Genomic DNA, 13220 nt, shown 5'->3' with positions numbered 1-13220 from the left:
GCTACTGTTAAGACGGTATAAATTTTTCGCATAATGGTTTGTTTTGGATGAATTGTTATATTTTTCTACATGTAAATAAATTATTAGAATAATTATATTTACTGTAATAAACCCGGAATATTACAGAATAATAAAATTGGCTATTATTGAGCTTTCTCCCGTGTTCGTAATCAAATATTAGGCAATACAAGCCATATGAGCAAGTTTTTAGCTTGAAAAAAATAATATATTTTGAGTGCAAACGTCACCGCAAACGTTTTCATAGGGATTAAATTTTTCGCCCAAAAAAATTCAATTTTATCCAAAACCGAACAGTTCTTTGACTTTCGGTTAAATCCGTAGTAGTTTTATTATTGAGCTAAAGCAGTATATTAGAATCTTAGAAAAGTCTAATTAAATCATGAAACTAGGACAAGCCACGATAAAAGATCTCGCCAAAGCACTCAACATTTCCTCCTCCACGGTCTCCCGGGCCCTGAAAGATTATCCGGGAATCAGTGAAGAAACCAAGGCGAAGGTAAAAGAGCTTGCCAAAAAACTGAATTACCGTCCCAATGCGGTAGCCCTAAGTCTCCGAAAAAGTAAATCTTTCACCATAGGAGTGATCATCCCTGAAGTAGTACACTTTTTTTTCAGTACTGTGATCAGTGGAATAGAAGAAGTCGCTTATGCAAATGGCTATAATGTGATTCTCCTTCAGACCAATGAAAGCCTGGACCGTGAGGTGGCTGCAGTGGAAACCATGATCACCAACCAAATTGATGGTTTATTGGTCAGTTATTCCAAAGAGACCACCAATTTTGACCACTTCAAAAAACTGATGGATTATAACTATCCCATTGTCTTTTTTGATCGGTTACCAGATCTGAAAGATACGGTCAATGTCACCGTCGACGATTTTTCGGGAGCTTATAATGCCGTTAAGCATCTTATAGGACAAGGCTATTCACGCATTGTGCATCTTGCCGGACCCGAAAACCTGAAAATTAGCAAGGACAGAAAAGAAGGCTATCTCAAAGCACTGGCAGAGGCCAATATTCCTATCAGGGAAGAATGGATCATCCCATGCCCCAAAGGTACCTCAGACGAAAGTAAGGAGATCTGCCAAAAGCTCTTTGACCAATCTGACCTTAGGCCAGACGCGGTTTTCGCAGCCAATGATGTGGCTGCTGCAGGAGCCTTGCAGGCCGCAAAGGCTGCGGGATTAAAACTGCCCGAAGAATTTGGTGCGGTAGGCTTCAGCAACTGGCAGTTTTCGTCCATGATTGACCCTCCCTTATCTTCAGTGACACAGCCCGGTTTCAATATGGGAGAAAAAGCCACCCAACTTTTGCTGGATATGATTGACAACAGAACAGAAGATGCATTCAAGCCCAGAAATGAGGTTTTGGACACCGGACTTGTTATCAGAAAGTCTTCCTTAAAAAAGGAATAGCTTTCGTATATGTATTCGTATAACACCTATTACAAACACTATATAGAACGTACGGACTTATATTACAATCATCCCCAATACCTGGGTCAATTATTGGATTGATGAACTGATCACTGGCCACCAACCATTTTTCGCCCAATGTCAAGGGGAGATAACTGCCTACAACAATTGAAAAAAGCATCTGCGCTGATCGGTGATATCAGCGGGAAACCATTTAGTTTTTTTTAATTTATGATTATAATTCGGTGCAACCATTGAACCACACACTACCATTCATTAGTTTTTTTTTTACTTTTTTTTTATTTTTTATGCACACGATTGAATAAGGTCTTCCCTTTGGATTTTGCGCCCATATAGCCGCAAAACGACCCTTTTAAAAGGTATTCGATTGGTTTCTAAATTTTTAACTTCAAATTTCCTTTAATAACTTAGCCCTACATAACCTGTCATTATATGCATGCTGTCCGTCACCAGCGCCTAATATTCAGCAGGTGTTTAGCTCCTTCCCAATCCTACCTCCGCAAGCCTATGGGCACCCGCGGGGAGGGCAGCTCTTTTAACGCATATTGATAACTTATTAAAATTAGCCCAATGACTACTGTAGCAACTTCGGTAACCCGTGCTCAAAACGTGTCAGCTGGAAAGATCGTTTCGTGGGAAAAAACGGCGTTCGGCATCTCAGGTCATACGAACAATGCCCGATTTGAAATCAGCACTTACGCTGACGACATCCTAAGAATAAGGATTGGACGGGGAGAATTCTCTTCTCCTAATCCTTATAGTGTTGTCAGTAAACCTATAGACTCCAACGGCCTGGCAGAGGAAGACGATGATTTCATCTATTTCCAAACCCCTAAAATCAAGCTAACTATTGCCAAAAAAGAATGGGCCATCAGCTTTTATGACCGCAATGACCACTTGCTCAACCAAGATGACCCTGCCTTTGGTGTTTCTTGGCTGGGGACGGAGGTCACCAATTATAAAAAACTCCAAAAAGGCGAAAAGTTTATTGGCCTGGGCGAAAAGACCGGTGGATTGAACAGGGCTGGGCAGGCATTCACCAACTGGAACACGGACTATTTTGCCTATGGAGTGAATGATGACCCCTTGTACATGTCCATTCCCTTCTATATTGGTGTTCATCATACCCAAGCTTATGGGATCTTTATGGACAACACCCATAAGTCTGTGTTTAACTTTGGGGCTTCCAACCGGCGCTTCAGCTATTTCTCCGCCGAAGACGGCGACTTGGATTACTATTTCTTCCAAGGAGACAAGGTAGAAAACATCATCTCCTCCTATGCTTCCCTCACAGGAAGATTACAAATACCTCCCTTATGGGCCTTGGGCTATCAGCAATGCCGTTACTCCTACTATCCGGAAAATGAAGTACAGACCTTGGCCAGAACCTTCCGTGACAAGGACATACCTGCAGACGTGATCTACTTGGATATCCATCATATGGAGCGTTATAAGGTTTTCACCTTCGATGGGGAAAAATTCCCTGATGCAAAATCCATGATCAAAAGTCTCAAGGAAAAAGGCTTCAAAGTAGTGGTCATAATGGACCCTGGCATCAAGGTGGAAGAAAGCTACTCACCCTATCAAGAGGGTTTTGAGAAGGACCTCTTCCTCCGCTATCCTGACGGGGAAATTTATGAAGGCCAGGTATGGCCCGGCTGGTGTGCCTTCCCTGACTTCACTGATGCCCGGACCAGGGCTTGGTGGGCGGAAAAGATGGCCTTTTATACCGATGCCGGAGTCGATGGCTTCTGGACAGACATGAACGAGCCGGCATCTTGGGGTCAGCACACCCCCAACCTGATCAATTTTGATTACGAAGGAGAAAAAGTAAGCCACCGCAAAGCCCGCAACATTTACGGCATGCAGATGGCCAGGGCAGCACAGGAAGGCGCCTTCCTTCAGGGACAGGAAAGACCCTTTATCCTGACACGTGCCGGTTTTTCGGGAATCCAGCGATTTGCAGCGGCCTGGACCGGAGACAATGTGGCCAGTGAGGAACACATGATGGCCGGAATCCGCTTGGTCAACAGTTTGGGGTTAAGCGGAGTGGCATTTGCGGGTTATGATGTAGGTGGATTTTGCGGGGAAGCCAGCAAATCACTTTTTGCCAGATGGATGAGCATCGCTGCATTTTCTCCCCTTTACAGGGCCCATTCCATGATCAACAGCAATGCTGCAGAGCCCTGGGCATTTGGAGAAGAAGTGGAAGAAATATCCAGAAACTATGTAAAATTACGGTATCAACTGCTGCCAATGATCTATGCCGGTTTTTACAAAAGTAGCCAGAATGGAATCCCATTGACCAAAAGCTTGGCCATCGATCACACCTTTGACGAAAACATCTTTGATGGTAGGTTCCAAAACGAATACCTCTTTTGTGAAAGTTTTCTGGTCATCCCTGTGGAAAGCTACAAGGAAATCACCAAAGCCTATTTACCGGAAGGCAACTGGTATTATTTCTATACAGATAAACCCTATGCCGGAAACCAAGAAATCTATCTTGACAGTCCCATCAATTACCTGCCGGTGATGGTAAAAGGAGGAAGCATCATTCCCATGCAATCTCCCGTACAACATACCTCCGAAAAGCATGATGGATTGCTTCGGCTCCATATTTATAAAGGAAGCGGAACAAACAGCTACCTGCATTATGAAGACGACGGTATTTCCAATGCTTACCGGTATGGCAACTATTACCAAAGGGAAATCACCTTGGACAGTCAACAGCAATCACTTCACCTTTCTGAAGTGACCGGAAACTTCTCCAGCACTTTCGAAACCATTGAAATCATCTTCCACGGTTTTAAGGTGAATAAAGTACTGGCCAATGGTGTAGATGTGAAAATTGAAAAAAAATCAGTGGCCTTCTTGAACCAACTCACTGATTTTGACCCTCTACCGGATAACAGCCTGCCTTTCCATCAAACTCCCCTTTTACCATTTGTGAGGATCGATAATAAAAATGAGGAAATAAAGCTTATTTTTAACTAGTGCGAGACTAAATTCTGATGATAATGCCACCCAAATGAATCCATTCAGGTGGCTTTTTTATAACCTTCTATGAAGACAATGCAACCCAAAATAGAAAAGAAAAGATTAAGCTTTTGGCAAATATGGAACATGAGCTTCGGCTTTTTGGGCATACAGATGGGCTTTGCCCTACAGAACGCCAATGCCAGCAGGATACTCCAAACTTTTGGTGCGGACGTGGAGCACCTTTCCCTTTTTTGGCTGGTAGCGCCCATCACTGGAATGATCGTCCAGCCCATTATTGGTCACTACAGCGACCGGACCTGGACCAGGCTGGGTAGACGGCGTCCTTACTTTTTAGCAGGTGCCATCTTAGCGGCTATAGGGCTTATTCTGATGCCCAATGCCTCCTTATTTGTCGCCTTTCTGCCTGCACTTTGGGTGGGGGCAGGATTTCTTATGGTGATGGATGCTTCCTTCAATATTGCCATGGAACCCTTCAGGGCGCTGGTAGCGGACAAGCTCCCCACCGATCAGCGTACCTTGGGATTTGCAGTGCAGACACTTTTGATCGGCCTTGGTGCGGTAATCGGATCTTGGCTTCCTTATGTGCTTACCGAATGGTTTGATGTCTCTACCACTGCCAATGAAGGGATTGTTCCGGAAAACGTTGTTTGGGCTTTCTTTATAGGTGCCTCCGTTTTGGTCACCTCCATCCTTTGGACGGTACTAAGGACCACGGAATATCCCCCTGAAGAAAACGAAAGTCTCTCTGAGGGTATCAATGCAGAAAAAGCCAAGGGGCTTTCGGCCATTTTCACCGACTTTATGAACATGCCCAAAACCATGCGACAGTTAGGTTTGGTACAGTTCTTTTCTTGGTTTGCCCTGTTCTCCATGTGGGTGTTCACTACCCCTGCCCTAGCCCAGCATGTTTGGGGATTGCCCGCCGAAGACAGGTCTTCCTTGGCATTCAACGAGGCAGGAAACTATGTTGGGGTCATATTTGGAGTCTATAATTTGGTCTCTGCGGTATTTGCCATGAGCCTCCCGGTGATAGCGGCTAAGATTGGGCGAAAAATGACCCATGCTCTTTGTCTTACAGCTGGAGGAATAGGCCTGGCTTCCTTTTTATGGGTCAGCAGCCCTGAGATGAAATGGATACTTAATTTTTCCATGGTGGGTGTTGGCATTGCCTGGGCCAGTATTTTGGCCATGCCCTATGCCATACTTGCAGGCTCCATTCCAGCCCATAAAATGGGCGTCTATATGGGCATCTTCAATTTCTTCATTACCGCCCCACAGATTTTCAACGGTTTTGTGGGTGGATTTATCGTCAAAAATCTCTATGGCGGAGAAGCGGTTTACGCCATTTTCACCGCTGGATTGATTTTGATCCTGGCTGCTTTCTGTACTTTCTTTGTAGAGGACAAGGATGATATAGCAGTGGGCTAAATGCCCCTGCTAGGCATCCGTCGTGGGGTAGCTTGCTAATTGCATCTTTCGGCTTGAGCCATGGCTGAGGGCACCGTAAAGAAAAACTTAGCACCTTCTCCTACTTCACTTTCCACCCAGATTTTGCCTCCGTTCTTTTCTACAAAATCTTTACAAAGCATCAAACCAAGACCTGTACCTCTTTCCTTTTGGGTACCGTAGGTAGTGAAAGATTCATTTGAAAAAATTCGTTTAAAATTTTTCTCCTCGATGCCAACCCCAGAATCTTTTACCCTTACTTCCACTTCGTCGGATAGATGTCTTACCGTTATCGTGATTTGATCTCCTGTCTGACAAAATTTTATGGCATTGCTGATCAGGTTTCGAATTACCAAACTGATCATATTCAAGTCTGCATATACGAGGCTGCTTCCTTCCTTGTTGATCATTAAAATAATCCCCTTTTCATCCAAGCTCGACTTAAAAAGGCCTATGCAATCCTCAATTTCCCTTATCAGGTCAAACTCTACCCGGTCCACATTTTCTCCGTGCAACTGGCTTTTTGCCCATACCAGCAAGTTTTCCATGAATCCTGAAACATGCTTTAAATTTTGCTCAAAGACTGGCAACATGGACTTTATCTCCTTGTCTGTTAACATTCCCGAACCCGCCATATTTAAAAACTGTGTCAGGGAGTTCAGGGGAGCTTTAATATCGTGGGAAATGATCGAAAGTAACCGGTCTTTTGTAGTATTGAGCTTTGTAAGCTCCTTGGCTTGGGCTTCCAACCGTTTTTGGTCTTTGACAAACTGGCTGATATCCCTGAACATCAGCAGCCTGCCATCGTATCTTTTTGACCCTCCATTTATAAACTTACAGTTTACTTCAAAATGCTTGTCTTCTCCCCCCACATGAAGGATCATACCCAGATGTTCTTCTTTATCGCTTTTCAATATCTCCTTCCATTCATCTCCAAAACAGCCTAAGTCTCCTAATCGAGCACCGGTAACCTGCGCCAAACTCATCCCCAACAAATCCAAAAAATAGGGGTTTATATCCACCACCCTTTCTTCTCCATCCACTACCATCATTCCGTTGCGCATGGAGTCTATCACCTTGTTCCTGGCAATGGGCTTGACATCAAACAACCGCAATTCCACAAATCCGAATACCACAATCAGGCATGTCATCATGAAAGCATGAGGTGTGGGATCAAGGCCATTAAAAGGCCCCACCTGAAAGACCACAAGAATGTTAGCGATCCAAGGGATCAAGGTTCCCAACAGTATGATCACCGTTTGTTTCCTGTAAATCCCTTCCGTTTTCAGGTAGCGACGGATCAGAAGAACCACCCCAAACGTAATGGCACCATAGAAATAACTGGTATGGATAAGGTACCATGGGCCTTTAGAAGTGATCAAACCATACAAATCCCCCATTGGCAGGATTTGGGCATCCCTATAATGTAAATGATGGTAGGAGTTGGTCCATACCATCAGTAAAGTAAGGACAGGAAAAACAAACTGTATAGCAATCCACTTAGGGGTAAGCCATTGATCATACCCCACAAACCTCAACGTAAATAGCAGCCAAAATACGGGGACCAAAGCTATCCCAACATATTCAAAATTCACTACAAACAACATTTTCTCCAAATCATCTGTAGCGACCATAATTCCGTCACTGGCTGCCCATATCGACACTGCAATCATCATCGCGCCAAACCATTGGACATCTTTGCTCAACCGCATAAACAAAAGTAATGCGGCCAACACGGTGAACACTGCAAAAATCAATAAGGAAATAGAATAAATACCCAGTGTAAAATCCATAAATTCTTATCCCGCTATACGGCGATCAATTAGGCTTTTTTACTATATAACTAGCTAATATCACTATTTATTTCAAAAAAATCGACAATATGAACTGTTTTATTTTAGTTATAGATTACTTTTAAATCGCTAGGAATGTCATTTACATCTAAATATTAGCCATAAATTTTCTACAGAAAGATTAATCGCGCTAGGTAAGGTAACGCCACTTTGGACAGTAAATAAATCTTCATAAATTTAGTCCCAGTCATGTCCAATGCTTCAACAAAACGGATAATCTCAATGGATAAGTTTTTACAGGCAGCAATAGAAGAAGCCCAAAAAGGATTGCAGGAAGGCGGTATTCCTATAGGATCAGTACTGGTCCACAACGGAAAGATCCTGGGCCAGGGACACAACCGAAGGGTACAAAAAGGAAGTGTCATCCTACATGGTGAAATGGACGCCTTGGAAAACGCAGGAAGGCTACCTGCCATAGTATATCAAAATTCCGTGCTCTATACTACCCTTTCCCCTTGTCCCATGTGCTCAGGAACCATTTTGCTCTATGGAATCCCTAAAGTCATCATCGGCGAAAACCAAACATTCATGGGAGAAGAAGAACTTCTACGGTCCAGGGGAGTAGAAGTCATTGTTGCGGATAATCCCCAATGCAAACAACTCATGAAAACCTTTATAGACAACAACCCTGAGCTCTGGAATGAGGATATAGGGGTTTAAAGGAAAGGATGATGAATAATTCAGCCTCACGGCCATTTATCATCTAAATGAATACTGGAACCAGTATGAGATCAACCATTTTTTTTAATGATATACCGTCTATGACTTAGAAAGGGCCTATAGGCTTAATGCTTATACCTTCCTATCCAATTGGCATTTTTTCAGGTTTATATGATCAATAAGCCTTTATTCTATTTCCTGAATCAAAGGACGGAACATATCTTTGAGACATGAAAACGATCAACATCATCGGTGTACCCGAACACTTCAACTATCCCTGGATTAGGCTTGCGGACGAACAGCCCTTAAAAGAACAGGGAATTCTATTAAACTGGCAAGATGAATCAAGGGGCTCTGGAGCGATGAATAAAGCACTGAGAGAAAAAAAAGCCGATATCGCCATACTCCTTACCGAAAGTTTCATCAAGGATAAAACTGAAGGAAACCCTGGTAAGATCCTTGGGTACCATGTACTATCTCCCTTGACTTGGGGAATACATGTGCCAGCAGATTCGAAGGTCGTAAGCGTCAAAGACCTGGAAAAGGCTCCATTTTTGATCAGCAGGTACGGTTCAGGTTCGCACCTGATGGCTTTCCTACTCGCTAAGCAAAACAACTGGAAAACGGATAGATTACAGTTCGAAGTTGTAGGGAATATGGATGGTGCACGCGAAGCTTTTGAAGACCAGCAGCCCAAAGCCTTTCTGTGGGAAAAATATACCACCAAACCACTTGTAGATCAAGGTGTTTTCCGAAGGGTCGGAGAAATCCCTACTCCCTGGCCTTGTTTTGTGATCGTAGCCCATGAGGAATTGCTCAAAGAGCATCCTGAAAAACTTCAGGCAATACAACGAGCGCTTTACCAAAAAACATCAAAAATCCGGCTGCTGGACAACTTAAGTGGTATTTTGAGTCAAGCTTATGGTATTCAGGAAGCAGATATAAAAGCTTGGTTAAGTCAAACAGAATGGGCAACAAACAACCAGCTAAAGGAAGACACCCTGGAAAAAACCTTGGATATTTTATCGCAATTAGCGTTGATCGATAAAAAAATCCCCATCAGTGACTTGGTTGCTGAGAATTTCGTCAATTTATACTAGTAAGCTCAGTTGAAGTTCCAAAATCGTTCCGAGCTTGCCTGGAGCCACTCAAGGCTTGGGATTGCATTAAAAAGCCCCGTTATTTTCGGGGCTTTTTAATTTCCTTTGCATGTCATTGGCCTTTGCAAGCTTAGCCGGTCCTTGTGTGGTGGGAGCATGAGCCCTCACCCAGAGATGATGGCAATTTCAGGCAAAACTGCTGAGGAGGAATCCCTATTTATTATTCTTTCCTTCGCTGCTCTCTTTGATCAGATCCTGGTCTTTTAAGTTTTTACTGACAATATGATAGGGCCCTGATACAATTTTTTCACCCTCTTTTAACCCCTCAATGATTTCAATGTTTTCAAAATCGGAAATCCCGGTTTTCACCTGATGAATCCCTGCCCTGCTATTTTCCACTTTAAACACCAGCTCCTGTAAATCACTGGACTTATCGGTCGAGTCCACACGCATATCCTCTCTAGTGGTGACTGCGGCCAATGGAACTGAAAGCACATTTACTTTTTTATCGGTTATAATTTCCACACTGGCAGTCATCCCCGGCCTGAATGGGAACCGGTTTTCACTGGTAACCAATCCCTTGTAGGACTCATTTAAAATCCGGATTTTCACCTCAAACTCAGTAACAGCATCCTGACTGGCCTTTTCGTTGGCGGAATTGGCTATGGAGGTCACCACACCGGTAAACGTTTCTCCTGTATGTGCATAAGCATCCACGTCGACGATGGTGGTATCACCAAGAGAGAGGCGAACAATATCATTTTCGTTGACATCCACCCTTACTTCCATTTTACTTAGATCCGCAATCCTCAGCATTTCCGTTCCTGCCATTTGCTGGGTCCCCACTACCCTTTCACCTTTTTCCACCAAAAGCTTGGAAACGATCCCCGTCATGGGAGCAAAAACATTGGTCAGGCTAAGGTTTTCACTGGCTTCATTGACGCTGGCTTGGGCACTTTTCACAATATACTGGGCTGCCTGAACGGATTGCTTGGCAGCTGCAAGGTCATTTTCAGCAGAGATAAAATCGGCCTTCGCCTGCTCAAATTCCGCATCAGAGATGACCTTACTTTCGTATAGGCTTTTATTTCTATCAAATTCCAGTTTCGACCGCTCAAACTGGGCCTGCGACCGCTTCAGTGATGCTTCTGATTGCGCCAAATTGGCTCTTTGCTGATTGAGGTTGGCCTTATTCCTGTCCAAAACGGAAATAAAGTTATCCGGTCTGATCTTCACCAACAGATCGTTTTGCTTTACAGAATCACCTTCATTTACATTGAGTTCAATGATCTCCCCTGCCACATCAGGGCTTAACTTGACCTCGGTTTCAGGTTCTATCACTCCGGAAGCACTGACCTTTTCCACAATGGTCTTTTTGGCGGCTTCGGTTGTTTCCACCTCTATTTCACTGGGACCACCTACCCAACCGGCTGCCTTGCCGATAAGCATAAGGACTACCAAGCCGGCCAGAACTCCGACTAAAATATAAATAAGCTTATTTGATTTCTTTTTAGCCATAACTCTCACTATTAAAGCGTTAAGGGATTCCCGACATAGAAATCCAATACTTTGACACTAAAGATATATTCGTATTTTGCCTGGAGCAGGTCTGCTTGGGCATTGAAAAGGTTGTTCTGTGCCACCTGAAAATCCACTGCATTGATCATCCCGACTTCAAAACGCTTTTGCGCCATCCTGAAAGCCTCCTCCAAAGAAGAAACCCTCACGTTGGAAGATTCATAAGACTGCTTTGCCGCAATTCCATTGGTATAGGCGGTTTCGATGTCCTGACGAAGCTGGTTCCTTGCCTCCTTTTCCCGTACTTCACTCAGACGTTTCTGCACCCGCGCCCTTTGCAAATTAGCTTTGTTTCTTCCATTGGAAAAAATGGGAATGTTCAGATTGATCCCTACGGCTTCGGAAAGGTTTCCGTCAAACTGCCGGCTGAAGGAAATTTTATCCCCGCTGGGATCTGTCAAATTATCAATATAGTTTGTGCCGATATTTGCTCCCAAGCCTAAGGAAGGATAGTAACCGCCTTTGGCAATTTTGACGCCATAATCAGCACTCTTTGTCGCCAATTCTGCTGCTTCTATCTCAGGCATCAAGGATAAGGCAATCGAAAACACCTCATCGACATCTTGGGCCACCAGCATGTAATCCTCCGCTTCTAAATCCGGAATAGCGATATCAAACCCGCCATCAAAAGGAACCTGAATGGCCTGCGCCAAATTCAGTTTGGCCAACCGTAGATTATTGGTGGCATTGGTCAATTCCATTTGACTGGTGGCGTTCTGTGCCTGAAGATCAAGTTCGTCTGACAAGGGAAGTGCCCCCGCTTCCACCAATTTTTTGGTCCTTTCCAGTTGCTGGCTGGTCACCTCAAGCTGTGACTTGGCCACATTAAGCTGCTCCTGGGCAAAAACCACGTTGACAAAAAGATTGACAATATTCAGGGTGATGTTATTTTTTGTCGCCAACAAATTAAGTTCACCTGTTTCCAGATCCACCACCGCCTGATGAATGGTATTATTAACCTGTCCTCCTGAAAAAAGGGTCAGGCTGGTACTGCCGCTAAGGCTTGAACTGCCAAAACTGTTGGTGGTCACCACATTGGTATACGGGTTGATCGAACGCCCCCAATTATACCTGTAGCCCGAGGAGGCAGAAAGCGAAGGAAGCCGCTGTGCCCTGGCTTCCATCAGGTTGGTCCGGTTGTTTTCCTGATTGAGCACACTCTTCTGAAGCTCCAGGTTGTTTTCTACGCCTATTTCTATGCAATCTTCCAAGCTAAGGGCAGTCATCTCATTTTGTGCCTGCAAGGCAGTAAAAAAAAGCAAGGACAAAGTGGTGGATGCAAAAAGTCTTTTAATCATATTTTTGTCTAAAGGTCAATGTCTGGTATATAAATCAATTCGTGAATCCAACTGATACTTTCTAAGTATTTAATGGTAATAGGATTAAGCCCTGAATCCATTTCAATTACATGACAGGCTATTTCCCGCTTCCCCTTACGGGATACGGACATCGTCGCAATATTGGCTTTCTCCTGGGCAAGTATGCTGGTGATAAATGCGATGGCTCCTGATACGTCATCAGCCTTGATGATCAATGTATGTTCCTGGGCAGAAAAATCGGCACTGAAACCATCTATTGACTTGATATTGATAAGTCCTCCTCCTAAACTTTCACCGATTACCTCTACTTTCCTTTCTCCACGTATCATGTTTAGCTTTATGGTGTTGGGATGATAGACCGAGGCATTACCGATTGATTTAAAGCTATACTCCAAACCCTTTTCTTCCGCAAGTTTAAAAGACTGCTTGATCTTCACATCATCGGTTTTTAAATCCAAGAGTCCCCCGATAATCGCCTTATCACTGCCATGCCCCTCATAAGTACTGGCAAATGAATTGTAAAAGGTAATCATTACTTCATCCGGAGTACCGCCAAGCACCCTTATTGCTGCTCGTGCTATCCGCACCACTCCAGCAGTATGCGAAGAAGAAGGCCCGATCATAACCGGCCCGATCATATCAAAAACACTACTCTTTCTTGTCATATTTGGGGTTTGTTACTTCAATTATGTGCTAATCTACTATTTATGTTCCAAATATCATTCAATATACTTTTAAATCATCTATTCATAGGAACAGTCCATGGGATTTCCCTTAAATTCACCAAAATTTAAAAAACCAGCATCAG

The 13220-nt window shown here is 43.8% G+C and carries 9 protein-coding genes; 5 read left to right on the top strand and 4 right to left on the bottom strand.

Going from position 1 to position 13220, the window contains the following annotated elements; translation table 11 throughout:
* The first annotated feature begins 400 nt into the window (after positions 1–400).
* The 3 genes from ACYVAA_RS07860 to ACYVAA_RS07850 all read left to right on the top strand — a co-directional run bounded on the left by ACYVAA_RS07860 (position 401) and on the right by ACYVAA_RS07850 (position 5884).
* Positions 401–1435, top strand: coding sequence for a LacI family DNA-binding transcriptional regulator (locus ACYVAA_RS07860; protein WP_460540242.1), 1035 nt, complete (start codon positions 401–403; stop codon positions 1433–1435).
* A gap of 591 nt (positions 1436–2026) precedes the next feature.
* Entirely contained in the window at positions 2027–4450 is a 2424-nt protein-coding gene (locus ACYVAA_RS07855; protein WP_460540240.1) for a glycoside hydrolase family 31 protein, read from the top strand.
* A 78-nt stretch (positions 4451–4528) separates the two neighbouring features.
* On the top strand, positions 4529–5884 hold the full coding sequence (locus ACYVAA_RS07850) for an MFS transporter (RefSeq protein ID WP_460540244.1): 1356 nt from the start codon (positions 4529–4531) through the stop codon (positions 5882–5884).
* Between the two features lie 35 nt (positions 5885–5919).
* On the opposite strand, the gene ACYVAA_RS07845 is transcribed toward ACYVAA_RS07850, so the two are convergent.
* Positions 5920–7695, bottom strand: coding sequence for a sensor histidine kinase (locus ACYVAA_RS07845; protein ID WP_460540238.1), 1776 nt, complete (start codon positions 7693–7695; stop codon positions 5920–5922).
* Between the two features lie 282 nt (positions 7696–7977).
* Between ACYVAA_RS07845 and ACYVAA_RS07840 the strand changes: the two genes are divergently transcribed.
* Together ACYVAA_RS07840 and ACYVAA_RS07835 are read left to right on the top strand one after the other, a co-directional pair.
* Positions 7978–8415, top strand: a complete 438-nt coding sequence (locus tag ACYVAA_RS07840) for a nucleoside deaminase (protein WP_460540236.1) — start codon at positions 7978–7980, stop codon at positions 8413–8415.
* 230 nt (positions 8416–8645) lie between these two features.
* A complete protein-coding gene (locus ACYVAA_RS07835) occupies positions 8646–9515 on the top strand; it encodes a substrate-binding domain-containing protein (protein WP_460540235.1) in 870 nt (289 codons plus the stop codon).
* Positions 9516–9728: 213 nt separating this feature from the next.
* On the opposite strand, the gene ACYVAA_RS07830 is transcribed toward ACYVAA_RS07835, so the two are convergent.
* Genes ACYVAA_RS07830 through sdaAB form a run of 3 tightly spaced genes read right to left on the bottom strand, consistent with a single transcriptional unit; the run spans position 9729 to position 13077 of the window.
* Positions 9729–11033 carry an efflux RND transporter periplasmic adaptor subunit gene (locus tag ACYVAA_RS07830; RefSeq protein WP_460540233.1) on the bottom strand — a complete coding sequence of 435 codons (1305 nt, stop codon included), beginning with the start codon at positions 11031–11033 and terminating at the stop codon, positions 9729–9731.
* 11 nt (positions 11034–11044) lie between these two features.
* On the bottom strand, positions 11045–12391 hold the full coding sequence (locus tag ACYVAA_RS07825; protein WP_460540231.1) for a TolC family protein: 1347 nt from the start codon (positions 12389–12391) through the stop codon (positions 11045–11047).
* Between the two features lie 8 nt (positions 12392–12399).
* Positions 12400–13077: an L-serine ammonia-lyase, iron-sulfur-dependent subunit beta gene (gene sdaAB, locus ACYVAA_RS07820; RefSeq protein WP_460540227.1), complete on the bottom strand. Its 678-nt coding sequence runs from the start codon at positions 13075–13077 to the stop codon at positions 12400–12402.
* Between the last annotated feature and the right edge of the window lie 143 nt (positions 13078–13220).

It is taken from the genome of Echinicola sediminis (assembly GCF_054777495.1).
Note: the sequence above shows the minus strand (reverse complement) of the source record. Positions and strands in the feature narration are given on the sequence as shown.